The following is a 19,913-nucleotide window of genomic DNA, read 5'->3' as shown; positions in this document are numbered from 1 at the left end:
GGTTCGACGTTACGCATGACCGTGGGGGGCCGCGGCCGTCGAGGGCTCGGAAGGCGACTATCGAGGGCGTGAGAGTTCCTCTTGCCGGCGGAAGGAGGAGACGGCGATCGACGTCTTCCAGAAGGACGTTGGCGCTCGGAAGCTCGGGAAGTGCTGGACGGGTGGGACCGTGTGCCAAGTGTCGACTTGGAGCAGCTCCATGCTGCGTACCAGAATGGTACGCTTCTGCTCGTGTATCAATGTGGTACACGGATGTGGTGGGGAGCCATTCTGTGGAGATCGCATGGCAGCCGGGGAACGACGACGGAGACAGCTTCACCGTCCGCTACTCACCCGCCGGCGATGACCCGACCGGCGAGCTGGCACGATTGATCGACTCCGGGCGTCTCGGGCGGCTTCTACGCGAGCTGGGCAACGGGGAGAGCGTGGATCATCTACCGGAGTCGGCGGCGGACATGGAGGAGACGCTTCATGTGGTGCGCGATGCGGTGGAGGTGCTGGAGACTCGTCTGCGGCTGCTCATGACGGCCGCTCGTGCCCGCTTCCGGGGCGACTTTCCGCTGCGGGATCTGGCCGACGATGCCGGGTTGGCGACCATGACCGCGCGGCGCCGTCTGATGGAGGACCGGGGGCGGTGGCCAGGTCTGGCGCCCGCCACGGGCAACGAGGTGCAGGTGCTGATCACTGTTGGCGATCAGGCGCACCTGATCACGTCCCTGCATCCGGCGTCCGCGCCCCTGCGTGTGGAGGCCGCCCGGGTCGCCGAGCAGGCCGGGGTGCCTGTGAACGAGCTGCCGGGCCGGCGCTTCACCGTCGAGCGGTTGACGGCGGCCGACGCCGACGGGTTCACACTGGTGGACGATCCGCGCCTGTGAGAAGGCGAGGGGCCTGACACCTCCGGCCAGAGTGCCTGAACCGCAACACTGTGAGGCAGCTAGGACGGGTGGCCGCCGCGCGAGGGGGCAGCGGCGCCGCATCGGTTGCCGGGGGCTCGATGCCCCCCGCGACCGACTTCCGCCGCGCCCAGCTGCGCCCCTGCGACGGAGGTGGTAGCGGCGCGGGGGTGTAGCTGGGCGGGGGGTTAGAACGGTGATCGGTCGTCCGGGGTGTAGGGCGGGCGGGGGATCTGCCGGAGTTCCCAGTTGTTGGCGAGGGAGAGCAGCGCCTCGGCCCAGGTGTCGCCGTATCCGCTGGCGACTGCGTTGTCTTGGGGGTCGAGGGCGTCGGCGCACATCAGGGGATCGGCTATCTCGGTGACGTGGCGGTTCTTGTAGAGCGTGATCGTGCATCCCGCATCGAGGAGGGCGTTGAGGTCGGGGCGTGCTGGGTTCATGGGGGCTTCCTTTCTGGCCGTTCAACCTGCGCCGGTCCGGGGGTTCCGACTCCCCCTCGCCATGCCTCTATTATGCCATAAATCCTAACGATCCTTAAAGGATTTATGGCGCGGTCACTGTGATTTTCGCGGTCGGCCGGTCCGGCGGCGGTCCCATCGCTGATCGAAGGCGACGATGTCGGCTCTGGCCCAGAGCTTCCCGGCGGCGAGGTGGTAGCGGGGGCGGGGAAAGTCGCGATGTCCGGTGTCCGGGTCGGCGAGTTGGTGGACGCGCGTGCGGGACACGCCGAGAATTTCGCCCGCCTCGACGGCCCCCACGAGGTCGTGGCGCTCGGGGCCGCGCCGCACCACTTCGGCCAGGGCGAGCAGCAGCACATCCCCAGGAAGCCGGTCCTGGTCGTCGGCTGTGTCGTCGGCCGTCATGGCGGCGGCGATGTCGGCCAGTTCGGCGAGGGTGGCTCCGAGAGCTTCAGCGATCCGTGCGGCGGCCGCGTCCAGCTCGGAGCGGGCTCCGGTGTTTTCCATGGGGCCAGCATGCCATAAATCCTTGAAGGATCGCAAGGCTTTATGGCATAATAGAGGCATGGCGAGGGGGAGTCGGAACCCCCGGACCGGCGCAGGTTGACAACTCCAGAGAGGCAGCCCATGGAAGACCTAGAGGAAATGGCTGAACTGCTGATGGGCGCGTACGCGCTCACGGGCAAGCTCCTCAGCCTCCTGCCCATCCCGATCAACCTTCCCTCCCTGGAGGAGACGGGTGGACTCAGGGGGGCGCAAGCCCTGGAGCAGGCACGGACCGCCATGCATGATCTACCCCTGGATCCGGTCGTCGTCGCTGTGCTCGACGACATGATCTTCGAATGGCTGATCGGCCGTGATCTGTGCACTCTGGCCTTCTCCGTCAGTCCCGATCCGCACCGCCTTCACGGTCTGCGCGGGGCGCTGACCCGCTACAGCGGACTTTCGATGGATGCGGAGCGCCTTCTCCTCACTGAGGGCGAAGGACTGTGATCGCGGGTCCGCCGCCCCGGAAAGGTCGGGGCGGCGGACAACGCCAGAGGACCGGTGAGGCAGAACCCCGAAGGGTTCACAAGTCGGAAGCCTCACCGGCCCTGCAGGTTGAAACTCCCGGAGGAGCCAGGAGCCCATCCTAGCCGGTGCCCATCCGACCCCCCTCGGCCTGTAAGATCCACCACCGCCGCGAGTCGTCGCCGACTCCACCGGCGGCAGGGGCCAGCCTGGGCGGCACGCGTGAAGCGGTGATATGGCGCGATGCACCGACCGGCCAGCAGCTGCGGCCGGCGCGGGCGTGCCGGTCGCCCAGCATCTGGAGGAGAAGCGCGCCCGGTAGGCGACCGGCACGCCCGCCCCGCGGGGGTCTGGGGGCGGCGCAGCCCCCAGTCACCCCGCTCCAGAGGCCAGCCGGTCACCCCGTGAACACCCGTCACGTCCGCGTCGGAGGTGGGCGAGCGCCGGCCGGGCAGCCGGAGCGCCAGCGGAGGCCGCCCGGCCAGCGTGAGCGCCCGCGCCCAGGGGCGGCCGCAGGCCGATCCCTTGGGACGCGAGCGCAGCGAGCGCCCTGGGCGCGGGCATACCTGGACGCGCGGCCCAGCGCTCGGCACGGCGACCGCGCGTCCGTCCAGCCCACGCTGAACGGCTTCGGCGGGTCCAGCGGGCCAGAGGCACGCATCACGGCGCCCGGCCCGAGGGGGTTCCCCGGAAGAGGCTTGTCTCTCCCGGTGACCTGCGGGAAGACGGGCGACCTCCGGAAGCGTCCGCGGACCTACGCCAGGCTGGCAGACCTGCCCGGCAGGGACGGACGGTCGAATGCGAGGGTGCATCCGGTTGATGGGGGTGCTGTTGGCTGGCCGGGCAGAGCGGCTCGATGGACGTCACGCTGCGGAAGGCGATGATCGGAACACCGCCCTCGGTTGCCGTGGCGTTGATAACGAGGCAGTACGGCATGGCGTTTCGCCTGCTGTTTCCCTGCTTCTGGCCGATCGCCAGCAGTGTCCCCTCGTACACCTGCTGCTGCGGGTCGCCGTAGCGGTGCCGGAAAGTGGCGGTGACGCGAACCGCGTGACCGATCAGGGGACCGGCGAGCTTCGTGAGATCGATGTCCTTCATGGCATGCTCCTTCATGCGGGGATGGCGCCGGCATGGAGGCGGAGCCGCCTCGGATGGCGTTAGTCGAGGTTCGATTCCACGACCGCCCGCTGTCACGCCGCCGGCCAGACGGCATGCCGGTCGGCGTCTCGAAGCCGGCGGAGGTCCTGGCGGGGAAGCGCGCGACCAGGTCCAGAACCCGGTGCGCGCAGGCGAGGATGGCGCCCGTGTGGGCCCTGGCCCGATCGTCGATCTGCTGTTCGCTCCACGGCTGGACGCCCTTGTCCCGTACGGCCTGGGCCCGCGTGGCCGCGATGTGCTCGCGGGCCATCTCCCCCAGCGCCGTCACGGCCTCGCGGGCGGCGGGATCGCGCCGAGCGTGCAGGCGGGCGGCGCGCAGGCCGGTGAGGATCTCCCCCATGGAGAGCTTGTGCGTGAAGCGGTGCCCAAGCTCGGCCTCCGCCCGCCCGTAGTCGGCGGCCAGTTGCGGGCGCAGTGCGGCCGCCAGGAGCAGGTCGTCCATCGAGGCCAGGCCGCACAGCGAGCAGGAGAGTCTTTTCCGGACTAAGCGAGGCTGGCGCTGGACGAATGCGAGATGATCTCGAATCGTTGGGGCGATGCTGAGAGGATGAAGGGCGACAGCCGTGGATGAACAGAGGGTGGCGACGCTGCTGCGCGCTGCTGGCCTGCAGTTGCTGCCCGGCGAGGTGCCGGCAGGCCCACCGCCCCTGACGGCGGTGGGGCTCCTGGCAACGTGCGGGCCGACGGATGGTCGGCGCGACGCTTGGGTGGACGGCTGGGTGGATGAGGAGACGCCAGGCTTGGTGGAGCAGGCCAACACGGGTTGGTTCGCCCTGGCCGTAGAGCACGGGTTGTTCGGTCCGGATCGCGAGTTCCTCCTGGGTGTACCGGAGGGCGACGACGATGAGGATGGTTACGACACAAGCCGGTGGCGGCGTGTGCGGTTGCTCAAGGAGTGGGACCTGGCCGGTGCCGGGGCCGAAACGGGCCTGCTGGGGTCCGGTGCCGGGAGGCCAGAATTCAGGATGTGCTCGCTGGACGGACACGTCCCGGTACAGGGCACCACCTATCAATCTGGCGTAACCAGCATCATGGTGCCCGAGCTGTGGCGAGTGCCGTCGATATGCCTTTACATGGAGGGGCAAGTCGAACGTGTGCAGCAATCGAATAGGGCAGACTTAGATGACCGGGAGCGCGCCTTGGTGCGTGAGTGGCTTCAATACCTCCAGCACCACAGCTGAACCTGCGGCAGTCATGGGGCCGCCTTCAGGACGCGGGGCAGGTGCCCGCTAAGGCGTTCGATCTCCACCTCGCGGCCGCGGGCGCGAACGCGTCTGGCGGTGAGTTCCACCAGGCCAGCAGCATCTTTCCGAACTACGGAGATCAACTCGCGGGCTGCGCCGCTCTTGCAGGTCATCGGCGCTCTCCGGAAATGATCGGCATACCCAGAGACGGGCGCGGACGGCTGTCTGCGGGCGGCCGTTGGAGGGCGGCGAGCTTGCGGCCGGCGGCGTCGAGACTGATTTGTAGTCCTTGGACTTCGCCGAGCCAGCCGTTGATGCGGGCTTCCTCGATGCGGTCGCGCAGGTTCCGGGCGATCTGTTCGAGGCGTCGGCGCTGTGCTGGCTCAACGCGCAGCATGGGGCAGCGAACGCAGGCGATAAGGCGGTTGGGCTGCACGGGTACTCCTTCGCGTGTGGTGTGCGCGTGTTCAGGGCGCTACGGAGGTGGGAGTGTGCTGGAGCGGGCGGCCTCGGGCAGTTGGCGGCACTCCAGCGGGGTGCCCGCCCGCGCGGCGGAGCTGCTGTTCGGTGCTCGGCTCCTTCGCCGGGGGTGGAGGTGGCGGACGTGCTACGCCCGCCACCTCCGGGATGGCGTGGGCCTACGCGGTCGCCGGCGGGTTCGGGTGGGCCGGCTGCGTGTCCGTGGCCTCGGCGCTGGCGAGGATGTCGGGGAGGTGCTTGTTGACGATGGCGCGCAGGCGGCGCTCGCTCAGGTCGGTCAGGTTCGCGACCTCGCGGATCAGCGGCTCGATGTCGGCGAGGTCCGGGAGCGGTGGGGGCAGGACGCCGGCGGCCTGTGCGCGTTCCAGCAGCCGTCCGTACTCGTGGCACCAGTCCTGGCGCTCGCCGAACTCCTCCATCTCCTCTCGCGTCATCGGCAGGGCCTTGAGCGCGATCTCCGCGTGCCGGGGGTAGGCCTGCACTTCCGGGTCGGTGACCAGGAAGCGCACCAGCGGGTCCTCCGAGGCGAGCAGCGTCTGGTAGGCGTCGGCCTGGGTCCGCTTGCGCGCTCGCTCCAGCTCGCGCAGGGCGGCGTTGTGCCGGTCCTCCGCCTCGAAGTAGGCGGCGACCTTGTCGGGGGACGTGGTGGGGTCCCAGGCCGGAACCGGGTGTGCGGCGCGGACGCGGTCGGCTTCGATGCGGTGGTTGCGGTCGTCGAGGGCGTCGTAGTACGCCTTCACCTCAGGCAGCATGGCGGACGGTCCTTTCTTGCGTCGGTGGACGGGGCTGCCGGAGGAGGGCGGTGGTGAGGGCCCGGGGGCCGAGGCGGCGGGCTTGCCCTCGTCCGGCAGCGAGCCGTCGGCGGTGCGGCGTAGCGGCCCCGGCCACCGGCCGGTTCGGCCTGGTCCAAGATGTTTTGCGTCAGCAAAAGATCTGTGGGACAGGCCGGGCTCGCCCCGCCCTAGCTGGGTGAGGAGGGCAGCCCTGAGGGGCGGGGCGAGAGGCCGGTTGCGGGGCGCGCCGCCGTGACGCAGGCTGCGAAGCCGGATCGGGGGTGCCGCGTGCTGGCCCGGGTGCTGCGTGCGCCCTCGGCCGCTCGCGGCCGGAGGAGCTGGCACAGGACCGAACGCTGGGACTCCCCGGGGGTGAGGTCGGCGCCGCCCCCGCCGCCCCCCGCCAGGCTCAGCCGATGAGAGGGAGACGCGATGGCGGCAGGTTGGTGCGTGCTCGGTGGCGGATCGGCTCCTTTGCCGGCGTCCCGGGCGGCGTTACGGCGGCCGGGCTGCCGGGTGGTGGACCGGAGGAGGTGCGGGCGGCGTCCGGGCGGGCGGGGGCCGCGATCGAGCGTTTTCTGGCGCGATGCGACCTTGGCGAGCGCTCAATGATCGGCTGCCCCGGTTACGTGGCCTGGCTGGTCCAGCGGGGGCATGGGGTCACGCACCTCGGTGGCGTCGTCGGCGGCGAGGCCGCGCTCAGTGCCTGCAGGCGGCAGGTGCGGTGGCGCCGGGCCGTGCCGGTGTCGATCGGCCAGGCGCTCCCGCGTTTGAGCTGACGCACGGATATGGCGCGGGGCGGCGGCTGGAGGTCAAGCGGGTGCGCATGCCGTGACCGGGCGAGCTGAGCGGCCTGCTGGTGGAGCACGCTTGAACGCGCCGCCCGACCGTTGCGGCGTCCCGGGGACGCGGCCTTTGTCTTGGTCTTGCTCTACAGCGGCGCCCAGGCTGAGGTGGGCGTCTGCCTGAGTGTTGAGGATGTCCCCATCGCCGCTCGCACCGGTCAGGTGTGGGTGTGTGTGGGGTGGATGGCAAGCGCGACGAGGTGCGCCTGGTGCCTGTGTCTGTCCTGCCGCGGCCTGTGACCGGCTGGCGGGTTGGCTGGTGCGGGGGGGCGCAGTCTGCAGGACGCCGTCTTCGCGGGGTGGGGGTGGTCGGGTGTGGCGGGGTGGTGGGGGTGGCGCGAGGATCGCCGGCCAGAAGCGGAGCGCTAGCGGAGTCTTCTGGCCGGCGAGACGAGCGCCCGCGCGCAGGGGCGGCCGCCAGGCCGATCCCTGCGGGACGCGAGCGCAGCGAGCGCCCTGCGCGCGGATAGAGGAGGGCGGGCACCGGGTGCGGCGGGACAGGGCCGCGCCTCGGGGACCGGTCCGGATCATCGGTTTTTGTGCAGCCGGTTGGTGCCGCTGGCAGGCGGTCCAGCTGTCCCGGGGGCAGAGGGAGGGCGAGTCGCTCGGGTGGGAGGCGGCTGTTACGGGTCGGGGTTGTGCGCACGGCTGGGGCGCTCCCCCACGATCGCCGCCGCGGCGTTTCGGGCGAGCTCATGCGGTTCGGCTCGCAGCAGGGCGTTGATCGAGCGTAGGTTGACGGGCCGGCTGCCCTGATCGTCTGGGCCGGTGATGCGGGCGCTGCGGGGGGCGTCGCCGGCGAAGGCTATCTCCAGGCGCCAGGAGTGGCGCCGCAGTGTGAGCACGGGTCCGGCGGCGGTTTCGACGGTCCAGCCGTGCCGTCGTGCGCGGCGGGTTAACGCGTCCGGGTGCATGAGATCGTCCTTCACATGAACTGCCAGGGGTCGGGAGGGGTGGTCCGGTGGGCGGAACGCCAGGGGTTCCGCCCACCGGGTGGTGGTCACAGGTGCGGTTCGGCGTCCGTGCTGGAGCCGTCACCGGATGCGGTGGCGGCCAGGGCGGGCTCGGTGTCCGGGCGCTCGGTGAAGGCGCCGGCCCACGGGTCTTCGGTGGGGGCGGGCGCGGGCGTGCGGCCGTTCTTGGCTGGGGTGACCCTTGCCGTGGCGTTGCGCAGCGACGGGCCTACTTCGATGACCTCGAGTTCGTAGACGGTGCGCTTGTCGCCTTCGGCGGTGTCGTAGGTGCGCTGCTTGAGGCGGCCTTCCACGATGACCCGCATGCCGCGCTGCAGCGACTCGGCGACGTGCTCGGCCTGCTGGCGCCACACGCTGCAGGTCATGTAGAGCGGGCGGCCGTCCTTCCATTGGCTGCTCTGGCGGTCGAGGTAGCGCGGGGAGGAGGCGACGCGGAAGCGGGCGACGGCGTCTCCGGTCGGGGTGAAGCGCAGTTCGGGGTCGTCGGTGAGGTTGCCGGTGAGGGTGATGACGATGTCGTTGGCCATGGTGGTTCTCCTTCGCTGGATGTGGATCGGATCGGCAGGGGTCTCGATGCCTCGATGGGGGCGGTACGGGTCGTCCCGCCCCCGGGGCGAGGGGTCAGGACGGGAGGTCGCGGTGGGTGGCCGCCGTGAGCTGGTGCGCTTGGACGGCTTCGGCCACGCAGTCGGGGCAGATCCGGCCGCCGCCGTGCAGGGGCCAGCTGTCTTGCAGCAGGACCGGGTTTCCGCAGCGGGAGCAGGCGGTGACGTCGGTGGCGTACGGGGGGATGCCGAGGGTGAGGCGCTTCATCGAGGGGTCCCTTCCGTCCGCGGCCTCCGGGGGGTGGCCGCTTCGTGTTCCGGTGCGGGAGACCACGCAGGCGGGAGGGAGGAGGGCAACCGAGCGGCCCCGCGTGAGCAAGATGTTTTCCGCGCGGGGTCGGTGAGGGGGGCCGAGGTGGCGGGTTCCCGCGTGGAAAAGATCTTGCTTGCGCGGGGTTGCGCCGCTTGGTTGCGGGACGACCGTACGACTGCGAGGGTGACTGTGCCGGGACGCGGGGTGGCCACCCACCCGGCTGCGGGGTGAAAAGGGTCCGGCGGGAGCGCTTCGTCTTGACGACCTGCCTGTTGCCGAGGGTGCTCGATCTTCGCCGGGTGGATCACCGTGTCAGGCGCCCGTACCGGGCCTGGGGTGGCAGGTCGTGCGCGCTCGCACGGGCGCTCTGGTGGCGGGCCCGAGGCTGGCGATGCTGAGCGTTCGCGGCAGGCCCGCCGGTGGCGCTCTTCGGTCAGCAAGGCCCGGGAGCGTTCGAGGCGGAGACCCTTCCGGATTCGATTTTGTGTGCGAAAATGGGCGTGCGGCGCTCACGTTTGCGGCTGCTGGACCGGAGGGGCGGCCTTTACCGGCGTGAGGTGATCGTGGGATGGCCCCGGCGAAAAGGCCGTGTAAGGAGGAGCAGTGGACGGCGGCTCGGACAACGCTCTGCGCGTACAGCTGACGCAGCACGGCCGATGCTACGAGCTGTCCGCGAGTGGACTGGCGGACGGCCGTCTGGCGATCGAGGTTAACGGCAGTGACGCCGACGGTGCTCCTCTGGCGGTGCTGAGCGGCAGCCTGCCCGCTGCCGATCTCGGTCTGCTGGCTGACCTGATGGAGCTGGTGAGGGCGAGACGCGGTCAGGCGGGCGGGAGCCGGATCTCGGTGGTCGAGCAGCAGCGGCTCGAGCACGCCGAGGCGTATTGCGGCTGGACTGATGAGCAGGACGAGAAACTGCAGCAGCTCGCCGGCCGGCCGGACGCTTCGGTGAAGGTGCTGGCGGCGGCCCTTGATCGGAGTGAGGGGGCGATCAGGTCGCGGCTGAGACGGTTGCGCATCGACAAGCTGCCGCATCAAGCCCCGCAGTAGCTTCGCAACTCAATCGCCGTCCTGGCTACGTCGCCGCTGCGGAGCTTGACAGGGTCGTCGTTTCGGGGTGTGGACACGGCCGATCACCTCGTCACCCGTGACGACGGGTTTCGGCGGGCGACTCCCCTGCTGCCGTCTGTCGTTCGCGACTTGATGGCTAGCGCGATCGATGCCGCAGGCATCATGTGATCACGTCCGTGGTCGCCGAGACTTCCGCCAGGCCTCAGCGCGATCACCAGTCCGCTTCCAGACGGCGACCACCTCGTTGGAGAACAAGATCAGCTGAAACTCTTCCAGTCCGGCGAAGGTGGCCCTGGCTCGGTGCGGAGTGCTTGCTGTGTCCAGTCGGGCGGCAGACGTTCGTGGTCGTGTTCGAGCTGGCGCAACGCCATGGAGCGGTACTCTCCTCGATCGGACTGATCGTCGAGGAACAGGTACGGGATCTTGATGAAGCCCAGGCAGGCGTCGTAGGCGGCTCGCAGGGTGTCGGGATCGGCGGCGCGGCTCGAGGCGGTCCACAGGCGGATGAGATCAGCAAGCACGCGCCCGAGCCAGCCACTACTAACGTCAAGTCGCCTACAAACAGTGAAGATCACCATGTAAGGCCGGAGCCCTAACCTCCAGGTAACCACGCACTTCGAAGTGCGTTCTTGTGGCACGTACCGACCCGAGACGACAGTGTTCCCATGAATATGCGGCATGAACAAATCAGCATCCTCGGTCTGGGAGCCATGGGAAGCGCGCTCGCCAGCTCGCTCCTCGCAGCCGGTCGCGAGGTGACGGTCTGGAACCGTACGTCCGGGAAAGCGGGCGATCTCGTTGCGCGCGGTGCGCGGGAGGCGTCCAGCGTGGAAGAGGCGATCGGGGCGGGCGGCCTTACGGTTACTTGCCTGCTGGACGACGCCAGTGTCCGCGAGGCGCTCGGACCGGCCATACGGAAGCTGGCCGGCGGCATGCTCGTCAACCTCACCAGCGGCTCTGTACGGCAGGCGCGCGAGCTCGCCGGGTGGCTCGAGGGGTACGGGGTGCGCTTCCTCGCGGGCGGGATCATGGCCGTGCCTCCGACGGTGGGTAGCGAGGGAGCCTTCATCCTCTACAGCGGTGCGCGGGACGTGTTCGACCGTGTCGCCCCTGTGCTCGGTCCCGTTGGTCGTCCTCATTGGGTGGGCGAGGACCCAGGATTTGCGGCGCTGTATGACATGGCCGCGCTCAGCGGCATGTACGGCATGAGCGCCGGGGCGGACCACGCCGTGGCATTGGTCCAGTCGGAAGGCGGCGACCTGGAGACGTTCAAGCGCGAGGTGCTCCAGCCCTGGATGGAGCAGATGCTTGCGATCACGGTCGCCGGCGCCAATGTGAGCGAATCTGTCCCCGACGAGTACAACCCCGCGATGCAGGCGACCGGCCTGGAGAACATCCTCTCCGCCTCTGCGGAGGCGGGTGTGCCCGCGGATCTGGCCGGACACCTGCACGCCTCGCTGTGGCGAATGCAGCGCGCCATCACCGTCGGCTGAGCCAGTCCCAGGGCGCCCAGGAGTAGGGCGGGGCGGCCCAGCTAGCATGACGAGGGTGCGCAACCCGCCCTACATCTGTGCCCTCGACGCCGCGATGGACGTCGTCGGAGGCAAGTGGAAAGCGCTGATCCTCTGGGCGCTGGACGAGCGGCTCCATCGATTCGGTGAATTGCGCCGCAGCCTCCCTGGCGTCAGTGAGAAGGTGCTCGCCCAGCAACTACGCGAGCTCGAGGCGGACGGAATCGTCCGGCGGACCGTGTTCAAGGAGACACCGCCCCGAGTCGAATATGAGCTGACAGACGACGGCATTGCGCTCTACGCGGCGCTGGGCGCCCTGGGGGAATGGGGTGCCCGTCGCATGCACAAGCTTGATATCGTCCCCACTCACGGCAAGGAATAGGCCGAGGCGAGAGAAGCCGTCGTATTCTTTGTAGCGCTGTCGAGTGAATCTCATCGGGGATGAGGAAGCCGTCGCGGTTCGATGCGGGCGAACCGGCGGCGCTCCTGGCCATCAGTTCGTCCATCGTCACACTCCACCGGCCCGATCACGATCCGGCGGCTGCCGTACTAGACTCACGTCACGTCACGCGTGCCGTCGACTGATGTGCGGCATCCCGGAGAGGTTCCTCCCTGAAGCCCACGGATGGGATTTCGAACGACCAGGCCCCCTCGGGGTCCTGTGACAGAGACTGCCCGCCTGAGCTTGAGCACTTCAAGGGCGGATCAACGCAGCTTCAGACTGCCCGCAGTACTGGTTCACGCCGCGGAACGCCCGACCCAGGCCAGGTGCCGTGCTGCCACGAAGACTCCTTGACGATGAAGACCCTCAAGACGCCGACCCGGGTTCGGCCCTCGATGACCTGCAAACCGCTCCCCGCTGGAGTGAGCAATGCGCGGTCGATCAGGATTGGCCAGCGCTTCCACGTCCCGTGCGCCTGCCAGCACTGCTGCACACCGATATGTACACCGGCGTTCCGCGCCTTCACCCACCAGTCCGGGTCCTCGGCGTACTCCTCAATGCAGCCCTCGCCCGAGGGGCCGGTCGGCATCTCAAGGAAATCCTCCACGGCAATGATCTCGACATCCCAGGTCACCGCGGACAGGTCCACCTCCCCATAGTCACGCAGGAATCTGTCGTGATCGGCGTGGTCGTACAAGAACTGCTCGACAACATCAGGTGGCCAACTCAAGGACGACACCTTGTCGTCGGTACGAAAACCCTGGAATCCCACCCTCAGGCGCTCGCGGCATGAGACCGCCAGCTCCGAAAACTCACCGAGTCTCACTTCACTCACCCTACGACCGGTCCAGCGGCCCATCACGTAGCTGCACAACAGGCGCTGCTCATGTACGTGATAAGGGACTATTATCACGTACATGAGCGATCATCGCCGCGCATCCTCCTCGGATAGCGGCACGCTCCGTCACCACCGAATGTGAGACAGGGCCGAACATTGGACAGACCCCTTTCGCGGTATGTGGCCGGGTCTTCGGCGCTATTTGGCCGGGCCGAGTTCGGGTGCGCTGGTGAGGTAGCGGTGCAGTGAGGTTTTGGGGATGCCGGTCTTGGTAGCGATGACGCCGAGGGAGTCGCCTTGGGCTTTGAGGAGCCGTGCGTATTCGATTTTGTCGGCAGGATGGGCTTGGGGGCGGCCGACGTGCCGGTTGTTGGCCTCGGCGACGGCGCGGGCGTGGGCGGCGCGCTCGGCGGTGAAGGTGCGTTCCATTTCGGCGAACAGCGCCAACAGGAGGAAGGCGATGCGTGCCATGCCCTCGTCGGCAGTGTTGATGGGCAATGGGTCGGCCAGTGACCGTACGCCAATACCTCTCTCGGAGAGTTCGTGGACGAGGTTGAGCACCTCGCGGAGGTTGCGGCCGATCCGGTCGAGAGTGTGCACCACGATTGTGTCGCCGGGCCGGGCGTAGGCCAGCAGTCGGTTCAGGCCGTCGCGGTCGAGGGTGGTGCCGGATTTCTTGTCGACGTAGATCCGTGTCTGCGGGATTCCTGCGATGGCCAGAGCGTCGAGCTGTCGTTCGAGGGACTGCTTGGTGGCGGATACGCGGGCGTAGCCGACCTCCAATCCGCCGTGTGGATGAACGTTTCCGTTTCCCATCCTCGGATCGTACCGGAATTCAGCTCTGTACGCTGGTTCCGGAACAGAGCTTGTGGAACGAATTTCGGAACGATTGATGTCCGATAGTGTCCGTTTCGGGGCGCTGATCGACAGCGCGGCATACTGTTCCACTTCCAAGGATGTGGAACGACGACGTGGTCGCGGCCGTTGTCGCGGGCCAGGCGATGACGATGAAGGAGCTGGAGCAGTTCCTGCTGGATCGGGGATGGAGCACGACTCGCCGACGCTGCTGTTCAATCTGGCGCACGAGCATCTGATGGCGGCCAAGGTGATCCGGCCCGGCGCGCTGGTGCTGGCCATGATGGTCCCACCGCGGGTAAGGCGGCCTCTGATCTGATATCGCAGCTGGTGGCGCGCCTGCTGACGGTGGAGGTTCGCTCCGATCTGGAGCGGATGCTGCTGGCGGATGCAGGGTTGGGCCGGCTAGAGTGGCTGGTCACGCTGGCCGGGGTGCTTGGGCGACCTCGGTGAAGACCGCGATCGACAAGCTGACCTGGTTGCGCGCGCTCGACGCCCACTGTCCACCGGCGCCGACCGCCAGGCCGCCATCAACAAGTTGACCGTGGACGAGTAGCGGGAGACACGTCCGTTACCGCCATCGTGATGAATGGACCACGGTGGGCTCCAACCTGCTCGGCATCCTTGTGGAGATCGACTTCGTCGCCCATAGGAGCACATAAGGTCAGAGCGTGGATAGTTCGCTCTACGTTCTCGTCGAGGACCTGCGCGGTGAGGGCGTCGAGAAGGTGCTCGACCGTGTGCGGGGGTGCGGCGTGGCCGGGATCACGGTCGGCGCCGTCCATCACGGGTCCAGCGACGTCACTCCGCACGGGCGGTCCAAGCTGACCCTGCGGCGTGACGGGGCGCACTTTGACCTGCCTGATGATCTGTTCGCCGGGCTTCGGCTGGTGCCGCCGGCCGGTTACACTGACGCCTTCGACGGCCTGCTTGACGCCTGCCGGGCGCGCGGGCTGAAGCTGCACGGCCGGGCGGTGTTCCTGCGCAACGGCACGCTCGGCGCCCTGCATCCCGACGTGACCGTGCGCAACTGCTTCGGCGACCGCGGCTCCCCGACCGACCTGTGCCCGGCCCATCCTGAGGTGCGGCAGTACGCTGCTACCCTGGCCAGGTCGGTTGCCAGGCTCGGGGTGGAGAGTGTCGTCGCAGAGGGGCTGCACTTCCGGCCGCTCAAGGCCGAGCGGTCGTTCGTGCCGCTCGGGCCGATGGACACCTACCTGATGGCCCTGTGCTTCTGTGACTTCTGCATGGTGCGGGCGTCCGATCTCGGCGTTGACGCCGACATGGCGCGCGAGGAGTGCGCGCGGATCGTCGGCGGCGTCCTCGACGGTGACCCGCCGTCCGAGGGCGTGGTGACCAGGGCCGCCCTGACCGCCTATGCGGGGCCCGACGTCGTCAGCTACGCGGGCGCTCGCTCCGAGACCGTGACCTCGCTGGTCGCGCAGGTGGCGGACGCGGTGGCGAGCGAGGGTTCCAAGCTGGTCTTCGTCGACCCGACGGGCGCGGTGAAGGGCTACCGGGACGGCCTGCCCTCACCGATGCTGGCCGCGCACGACGCCTGGCAGCTCGGCGTCGACCCGGTCGCGCTGAGCGACCTCGTGCCCTCCTTCGCCGTGCTCGCCTACGCGCGCGACGCCGCCCGGGTCGCCGACGACGTGGGCGCCTTCCTGCGTTCGGTGGGCAAGGACCGGGAGGTGCGTGCGGTGCTGCGCCCCGGCTACCCCGACAGCGACTCGGCCGACCAGCTGACCGCCAAGGTACGCGGCGCCCGGACGGCCGGCGCGCAAGCCATCGACTTCTACGCCTACGGACTGGCTAGTAACCTCGCGCTCGACCGCATCCCGCACGCGCTCAGCTGACTCCGTGACTTCACGCGCGATGAGTGGCCCCTTCTAAGCGCTTAGGTTCTAGATCTCGTCGCAACACCCGGCCCCTGGGATGTTGCAATGACCAAGCCGTTTCGCCGGCCTAAGAAGCTTGGACCTGCTCCGCTGGCCGACAAACGTGATCAATACCTTCGCCTGATGGCGCAGGGGATGAGCAACTCGGCCGCGTGCCGAGAGGTTGGTGTCAACCGTAAGACCGGCAACCGATGGAGGTACGGACGGAAGATCGTAGACCGGGCGGGAAACGTCCGCGTCTACGCACCGATCACCGAGCAGCCCGATGACGACACGATCTCGCCACGGTTCCTATCGGAGGACGAACGGATCGTCATCGCCGACATGCTCCGTGCCGGCGCCTCGCTGCGCGCGATCTCCCGGGAACTCAAGCGCAGTCCTGACACGATCAGCCGGGAAGTGCGCCGTAACCGCGACGAGCGCACGGGTAAGTACCACCCGTTCCGTGCGCAGCGGCGTGCTGCCGTCCGGCGAGCGCGCTCGAAGGAGGGCAAGGTCCGGCGGGACCCGGAGCTGAAGACCTACATCCAACAGCGGCTCGACCAGCGGTGGAGCCCGGAGCAGATCAGCCAGGACCTGCGCACCGCGTTCCCCGACGAGCCCGACCGGCATCTCGCCCACGAGACCATCTACCAGGCGATCTACCTCAGCTACCGCGGCGGCCTGGAGCGTCGGCCCGAGGCCCTGCGCACCGGCCGCCAGGCCCGACGCCGCCGCCGACGCGGCGACGAGCGCGCCACCCGCTTCATCGACCCTGGCAAGCTCATCCACCAGCGGCCCAATGACGTCGAGGACCGGCAGGTGCCCGGCCATTGGGAAGGCGACCTCATCGTCGGCCAGGGAACCCGCTCGGCGATCGGCACCCTCGTCGACCGCACCACCCGCTACGTCATGCTGCTGCACCTGCCCAACGGCAAACCGCCGAGCACGTCCGCGACGCCCTCGTCGAGACCGGCCCCTGGCAACGCGGCTCGAACGAGAACACGAACGGCCTGCTCCGCCAGTACTTCCCGAAGGGCACGGACCTGTCCTCCTTCACCGCTGAACAACTCGACGCCGTCGCCGCTCAACTCAACAGCCGCCCACGCAAGATCCTCGGCTGGCAGACCCCCGCTGAGCTCTTCGCTAAGCTCGTCGCAACAGTCGAATGACCCGTGTTGCGAAGATCGCTGGAATCCTCCCCGGCGAAACGGCTTGGTCATTGCAACATCCCAGGGGCCGGGTGTTGCGACGAGATCTAGAACCTAAGCGCGTAGGTGGGGCCACTCATCACGCTTGAAACCAACTCCGCGTGCCGGGAGGCGGTGGCGTGCGCGAAACCATCGAAACGCTCAGCCCTTCCGTCCGCCGCCGTGGCGTTCGGTGCGCAACTGCTCCAGCTCGGCACGCAACTCCATGAGCTGCCCTTCCCGGACCGCGCGGCGCGCTCCTCCTACAGCTCATCCCGGGTTCCGGTGAGCGACCCTCACAGGCGGCGCGTTCGAGCGCCTGGCGGGCGTCCGCCTCGCCCTGCTCGGCGCGGGCCTGCGCAACCTGTGCGGCCCGGAGGTCGCGGGCGGCCTGGTCCTGGGTGGTGCGGATTGTGTCGGCGGCCACCGTCTTGGCCTGTTCAGCTCCGGCGCGGTCCGCCGCGACGTCGGCCTGAGCCAGTGAACGTCGGCGTTCGCTTGCCGCTGGATCCGGTCGGCCTCCTCGCGGGCCTGGTGCACGTCCGCCTCGGCCTGAGCCGCGGTGTCCCTGGCCAGCGCGTTCGCGTGCGCGACCTGCTGCCCGGCCTCTTCACGGGGCCTGGCGCACGTCCGCTGATGAACTCGGCCCTTTGGAGCGGCGGTAGGAACAGCAGTGCCAGCAGTTCAGGCCCGCGTCGGTGGTCGTCTGCGGGCGTCAGGCATGTCACCGGTGGCAGGCCAGCTCCTGCCGCCTTCCCAGTAGGACTGGACTTCATCCAGGGATCGGCCCTTGGTCTCCGGAGCCAGGAAGTGCACGAAGAGCCAGGCCAGGGTGGTGATGGCCAGGAGGAGCAGAAAGGTCAGCATGCCGCCGACGGCATTGAGCAGGTCGAGGAAGAACTGGGCGATGAACAGGTTCGTCGTGAGGTTCGTCAGCAGCATCACCGACGCTCCGGCGCCACGAAGGTGGTCTGGGAAGCCTTCGGCAGCAAAGATCCACACCACCGCTCCGAAACCGGAGTTGAAACCAATGATGAAGACAATGAGGCCGAGGAAACCCACCACCTCGGGAGAGTCGGTGGCGAACATGACCACCATCAGCGCATGGCCCAGGCCCATGAGGGCGGTGCCGATGAGTAGAACGAGCCGTCTGCCGAACCGGTCGATCGTCAACGCGCAGACGAACGCCGCGACAGCGCCCGCCAGTTGGACGAAACCAGGCAGAACCAGCAGCCCGAAGCTATCGGTATAGCCGATGCGCTGGAAGATCCGGGGGCTGAAGAACACTATCGCGTTGACGCCCGTAGCCTGTACGAAGAAGCCCAGCGTGACAACGAAGAGCGTCAGCGCCCGGTATCGGGAGCTGAGCATGGTGCGCAGGACACCCGGCCGACGCGAGGCCTCGGCCGTCGAGTCGGCCCTGCGGTCTTGCTGGAGTTGACGCCAGCGGTCGGTCTCGGGCAGCCGTATCAGCAGTGTGGTGCTGGCGAGGGCGAGGACACCGGGAATGGCGAGCATCAGACGCCACTGACCGCCGCCTGCGAGGAGGTAGCCGCAGAGGTAGCCCATCGCACATCCGAGAGAGGTCGCCACCTGGTACAGGACCGCGATGCGTCCGCGAGAGCGCGTCGAGGCCGATTCAGCGAGGAGGATGGGCATCGCCACGATGGCGACGCCCATCATGGTGCCCTGCACGAAGCGGCTTGAGTCCAACCACACCAGGTTTTCCGACGTCACGGCAAGGGCGGTGGCTGCCACGTACAGCAGCGCCAGCCAGATCAGGGTTGCCCGGCGGCCGAGCGTGTTGACGAGCCTGCTGCCCAGCAGCGCGCCGACGATCCATCCAGCCGCCGTAGCGGCGTACAGCGAGCCCTGCTGAGTCGTGGTGAGTTTGAAATGGTCCGTGACCAGTAGTAGCGCGCCGGCCATGGCGCTGGCGTCGTATCCGCCGGTCAGTCCTTTGAGCATGGCCAGGAGACTCACTCTGGCGTCCTGTCCGCGCGAGATGGTGGGTGTGGAAGTCAAGGAATTTGTCCTCCTCCTGTACAGAGGCCACGTGCCGCTGGAGGTGTTGCGCCCGACCGCCGCCGCTTTGACCGCGATCGTGTTGGTCGCCGAGCTGGGTGCGACTGATCTGCGGTCAGGCCCGGAGCCGGTACGGCGCACTCGTTGCGGCACGCCGGCGGTGACGGCGATGCCAGCTGATTGCCGGTGCGGCTCGAGGATGGGTCGGCGGGTCGTCGTCGCACCGGCCTTCGGCGACCGGCTGAGGTCGAGCAACTGATGAGTGAGCCAGCCGTTCAGTACCGGGAGGAACCGACGACGAGAGATACGGCGGGCTGAGCAGCAGCATTCCTCTATCGTTCAGCGGTGTTGGTCGGTGAACCAGTGACAAGAATGCCGATGGTCGATAGTTTCTGGCCATGCATCGAGTGGCGGTCCTGGCGGTCGATCGTGTCGACAGCCTTGACCTGGCGATCCCCCTGCAGGTGTTCGGCCTCGCCCACACGCTGGACAAAGCCCCAGGCGCCCTGTTCGGCGAGCCGCTGTATGAGACCTTGGTCTGCGGCGAACGGCGCAGTCTGAGGGTGACCGGTGCCGGGGGTGTGGAGTTGTTCCGGATGACAGCCCCGCATCTGCTCGACGTGGTGCGCACCGCTGACACGATCGTTGTCGCTGGCAGCAACGAGGATCGGGAACCGGCACGGGCGGTGATCCAATGCCTGCAGGACGCGCACGAGCGGGGGGTGCGGATCGCCTCGATTTGCAGCGGAGCGGTCATACTGGCGGCCGCCGGCCTGCTCAACGGCCGATCGGCCACGACCCATTGGAGCAGCGCGGCCCGGCTGGCTGAGCGCTATCCGAACGTCAACGTGGATCCTGACGTCTTGTTCGTCGACGAAGGCGACGTGCTCACCTCGGCTGGTGCCGCCACTGGGCTGGACCTGTGCCTGCACATGGTCCGCACCGACTTCGGGTCGGCCATCGCGGCCGAAGTAGCCCGGCACACCGTCATCGCACCTCAACGCGACGGAGGGCAAGCGCAGTTCATCATCCATCCCCAACCAGGCCCAGACCACGGCTCGCTCGAACCAACGATGCGCTGGATCCGCGATCGCCTCTCCGAACCGATCACGCTGGCCGACATGGCCAGCCACGCTGCTGTCAGCCCGCGCACCCTCAACCGCAGATTCCGCGAACAGACCGGGACGACTCCGCAGCGATGGCTGCTCCTACAGCGGATCCACCTGGCCCAGGAATTCCTCGAAACCTCAGATCTTTCCGTGGAAGAGGTCGCTCGGCGATGCGGCTTCGGCACTTCAATGAACCTCCGACAACACTTCGCCAAGTACGTCTACACCTCCCCGAACCGCTACCGGCAAACCTTCAACCCCGCTGACCAACGCCGCCTTCACCAACCTCATGCACCCAGCTCGCCATCGCCCGAGCGGTGAGCCCGCACCTCGCACCGCGGGACGTGCGGGTCGGCGG

Annotated in this window: 21 protein-coding genes and 1 pseudogene; 10 read left to right on the top strand and 12 right to left on the bottom strand. The window is 68.4% G+C overall.

Annotation, left to right across the window (positions count from 1 at the left end; genetic code table 11):
- Positions 1-272 precede the first annotated feature (272 nt).
- Positions 273-875, top strand: a complete 603-nt coding sequence (locus HD597_RS00905) for a hypothetical protein (RefSeq protein ID WP_253739614.1) — start codon at positions 273-275, stop codon at positions 873-875.
- A 206-nt stretch (positions 876-1,081) separates the two neighbouring features.
- On the opposite strand, the gene HD597_RS00900 is transcribed toward HD597_RS00905, so the two are convergent.
- The gene (locus HD597_RS00900; protein ID WP_253739612.1) at positions 1,082-1,333 is read right to left on the bottom strand and encodes a hypothetical protein; all 252 of its coding nucleotides are present in this window, start codon (positions 1,331-1,333) and stop codon (positions 1,082-1,084) included.
- 114 nt (positions 1,334-1,447) lie between these two features.
- A complete protein-coding gene (locus tag HD597_RS00895; RefSeq protein ID WP_253739611.1) occupies positions 1,448-1,858 on the bottom strand; it encodes a hypothetical protein in 411 nt (136 codons plus the stop codon).
- Positions 1,859-1,978: 120 nt separating this feature from the next.
- On the opposite strand from HD597_RS00895, the gene HD597_RS00890 reads away from it, so the two are divergent.
- Positions 1,979-2,344, top strand: a complete 366-nt coding sequence (locus tag HD597_RS00890; RefSeq protein WP_253739610.1) for a hypothetical protein — start codon at positions 1,979-1,981, stop codon at positions 2,342-2,344.
- A gap of 678 nt (positions 2,345-3,022) precedes the next feature.
- Here the strand turns inward: HD597_RS00890 and HD597_RS00885 are convergent.
- Positions 3,023-3,460: a hypothetical protein gene (locus HD597_RS00885; RefSeq protein WP_253739608.1), complete on the bottom strand. Its 438-nt coding sequence runs from the start codon at positions 3,458-3,460 to the stop codon at positions 3,023-3,025.
- A 638-nt stretch (positions 3,461-4,098) separates the two neighbouring features.
- Between HD597_RS00885 and HD597_RS00880 the strand changes: the two genes are divergently transcribed.
- The gene (locus HD597_RS00880) at positions 4,099-4,701 is read left to right on the top strand and encodes a hypothetical protein (RefSeq protein WP_253739607.1); all 603 of its coding nucleotides are present in this window, start codon (positions 4,099-4,101) and stop codon (positions 4,699-4,701) included.
- 172 nt (positions 4,702-4,873) lie between these two features.
- Here HD597_RS00880 and HD597_RS00875 read toward each other — a convergent pair whose 3' ends face one another.
- From HD597_RS00875 to HD597_RS00855, 5 genes are all read right to left on the bottom strand, one after another.
- Positions 4,874-5,140, bottom strand: coding sequence for a hypothetical protein (locus tag HD597_RS00875; protein WP_253739605.1), 267 nt, complete (start codon positions 5,138-5,140; stop codon positions 4,874-4,876).
- 202 nt (positions 5,141-5,342) lie between these two features.
- A complete protein-coding gene (locus tag HD597_RS00870; RefSeq protein ID WP_253739603.1) occupies positions 5,343-5,936 on the bottom strand; it encodes a hypothetical protein in 594 nt (197 codons plus the stop codon).
- A 1,489-nt stretch (positions 5,937-7,425) separates the two neighbouring features.
- The gene (locus HD597_RS00865; RefSeq protein ID WP_253739602.1) at positions 7,426-7,731 is read right to left on the bottom strand and encodes a hypothetical protein; all 306 of its coding nucleotides are present in this window, start codon (positions 7,729-7,731) and stop codon (positions 7,426-7,428) included.
- Between the two features lie 71 nt (positions 7,732-7,802).
- Positions 7,803-8,303 carry a single-stranded DNA-binding protein gene (locus tag HD597_RS00860; RefSeq protein ID WP_253739600.1) on the bottom strand — a complete coding sequence of 167 codons (501 nt, stop codon included), beginning with the start codon at positions 8,301-8,303 and terminating at the stop codon, positions 7,803-7,805.
- Positions 8,304-8,397: 94 nt separating this feature from the next.
- Entirely contained in the window at positions 8,398-8,589 is a 192-nt protein-coding gene (locus HD597_RS00855) for a hypothetical protein (RefSeq protein WP_253739598.1), read from the bottom strand.
- A gap of 648 nt (positions 8,590-9,237) precedes the next feature.
- Between HD597_RS00855 and HD597_RS00850 the strand changes: the two genes are divergently transcribed.
- Positions 9,238-9,684: a hypothetical protein gene (locus tag HD597_RS00850; protein WP_253739596.1), complete on the top strand. Its 447-nt coding sequence runs from the start codon at positions 9,238-9,240 to the stop codon at positions 9,682-9,684.
- A gap of 278 nt (positions 9,685-9,962) precedes the next feature.
- Here the strand turns inward: HD597_RS00850 and HD597_RS00845 are convergent, their stop codons facing one another.
- The gene (locus HD597_RS00845) at positions 9,963-10,226 is read right to left on the bottom strand and encodes a hypothetical protein (RefSeq protein WP_253739594.1); all 264 of its coding nucleotides are present in this window, start codon (positions 10,224-10,226) and stop codon (positions 9,963-9,965) included.
- Positions 10,227-10,370: 144 nt separating this feature from the next.
- Between HD597_RS00845 and HD597_RS00840 the strand changes: the two genes are divergently transcribed.
- Positions 10,371-11,198, top strand: coding sequence for an NAD(P)-dependent oxidoreductase (locus HD597_RS00840; RefSeq protein WP_253739592.1), 828 nt, complete (start codon positions 10,371-10,373; stop codon positions 11,196-11,198).
- 46 nt (positions 11,199-11,244) lie between these two features.
- Positions 11,245-11,598 carry a winged helix-turn-helix transcriptional regulator gene (locus HD597_RS00835; RefSeq protein WP_253739590.1) on the top strand — a complete coding sequence of 118 codons (354 nt, stop codon included), beginning with the start codon at positions 11,245-11,247 and terminating at the stop codon, positions 11,596-11,598.
- A gap of 334 nt (positions 11,599-11,932) precedes the next feature.
- On the opposite strand, the gene HD597_RS00830 is transcribed toward HD597_RS00835, so the two are convergent.
- Together HD597_RS00830 and HD597_RS00825 are read right to left on the bottom strand one after the other, a co-directional pair.
- Entirely contained in the window at positions 11,933-12,484 is a 552-nt protein-coding gene (locus tag HD597_RS00830; protein WP_253739589.1) for a hypothetical protein, read from the bottom strand.
- A 210-nt stretch (positions 12,485-12,694) separates the two neighbouring features.
- Positions 12,695-13,312: a recombinase family protein gene (locus tag HD597_RS00825; RefSeq protein ID WP_253739587.1), complete on the bottom strand. Its 618-nt coding sequence runs from the start codon at positions 13,310-13,312 to the stop codon at positions 12,695-12,697.
- Positions 13,313-13,538: 226 nt separating this feature from the next.
- Between HD597_RS00825 and HD597_RS00820 the strand changes: the two genes are divergently transcribed.
- From HD597_RS00820 to HD597_RS00810, 3 genes and pseudogenes are all read left to right on the top strand, one after another.
- Positions 13,539-13,670, top strand: a complete 132-nt coding sequence (locus HD597_RS00820) for a DUF4158 domain-containing protein (RefSeq protein ID WP_253739586.1) — start codon at positions 13,539-13,541, stop codon at positions 13,668-13,670.
- Between the two features lie 352 nt (positions 13,671-14,022).
- Positions 14,023-15,210, top strand: coding sequence for a hypothetical protein (locus tag HD597_RS00815; protein WP_253739585.1), 1,188 nt, complete (start codon positions 14,023-14,025; stop codon positions 15,208-15,210).
- Positions 15,211-15,387: 177 nt separating this feature from the next.
- Positions 15,388-16,403 (top strand): annotated as a pseudogene (locus tag HD597_RS00810) (IS30 family transposase).
- Between the two features lie 702 nt (positions 16,404-17,105).
- On the opposite strand, the gene HD597_RS00805 reads toward HD597_RS00810, so the two are convergent.
- The gene (locus HD597_RS00805) at positions 17,106-18,701 is read right to left on the bottom strand and encodes an MFS transporter (protein ID WP_253739583.1); all 1,596 of its coding nucleotides are present in this window, start codon (positions 18,699-18,701) and stop codon (positions 17,106-17,108) included.
- A gap of 143 nt (positions 18,702-18,844) precedes the next feature.
- Here HD597_RS00805 and HD597_RS00800 point away from each other — a divergent pair, with 143 nt between their 5' ends.
- Positions 18,845-19,876, top strand: a complete 1,032-nt coding sequence (locus HD597_RS00800) for a GlxA family transcriptional regulator (RefSeq protein WP_253739581.1) — start codon at positions 18,845-18,847, stop codon at positions 19,874-19,876.
- Positions 19,877-19,913 lie beyond the last annotated feature (37 nt).

The organism is Nonomuraea thailandensis (assembly GCF_024172165.1).
Lineage (GTDB): Bacteria > Actinomycetota > Actinomycetes > Streptosporangiales > Streptosporangiaceae > Nonomuraea > Nonomuraea thailandensis.
The sequence above is the reverse complement of the archived record's forward strand: the minus strand, read 5'-3'. Positions and strand labels throughout refer to the sequence as shown.

Bases quoted from the DNA above. Each gene is read 5' to 3' on its own strand.
- HD597_RS00840 (WP_253739592.1), top strand. From the start codon at position 10,371: ATGAATATGCGGCATGAACAAATCAGCATCCTCGGTCTGGGAGCCATG.
- HD597_RS00825 (WP_253739587.1), bottom strand. From the start codon at position 13,312: ATGGGAAACGGAAACGTTCATCCACACGGCGGATTGGAGGTCGGCTAC.
- HD597_RS00890 (WP_253739610.1), top strand. From the start codon at position 1,979: ATGGAAGACCTAGAGGAAATGGCTGAACTGCTGATGGGCGCGTACGCG.
- HD597_RS00855 (WP_253739598.1), bottom strand. From the start codon at position 8,589: ATGAAGCGCCTCACCCTCGGCATCCCCCCGTACGCCACCGACGTCACC.
- HD597_RS00870 (WP_253739603.1), bottom strand. From the start codon at position 5,936: ATGCTGCCTGAGGTGAAGGCGTACTACGACGCCCTCGACGACCGCAAC.
- HD597_RS00860 (WP_253739600.1), bottom strand. From the start codon at position 8,303: ATGGCCAACGACATCGTCATCACCCTCACCGGCAACCTCACCGACGAC.
- HD597_RS00820 (WP_253739586.1), top strand. From the start codon at position 13,539: ATGGAGCACGACTCGCCGACGCTGCTGTTCAATCTGGCGCACGAGCAT.
- HD597_RS00895 (WP_253739611.1), bottom strand. From the start codon at position 1,858: ATGGAAAACACCGGAGCCCGCTCCGAGCTGGACGCGGCCGCCGCACGG.
- HD597_RS00885 (WP_253739608.1), bottom strand. From the start codon at position 3,460: ATGAAGGACATCGATCTCACGAAGCTCGCCGGTCCCCTGATCGGTCAC.
- HD597_RS00900 (WP_253739612.1), bottom strand. From the start codon at position 1,333: ATGAACCCAGCACGCCCCGACCTCAACGCCCTCCTCGATGCGGGATGC.
- HD597_RS00800 (WP_253739581.1), top strand. From the start codon at position 18,845: ATGCATCGAGTGGCGGTCCTGGCGGTCGATCGTGTCGACAGCCTTGAC.
- HD597_RS00835 (WP_253739590.1), top strand. From the start codon at position 11,245: ATGACGAGGGTGCGCAACCCGCCCTACATCTGTGCCCTCGACGCCGCG.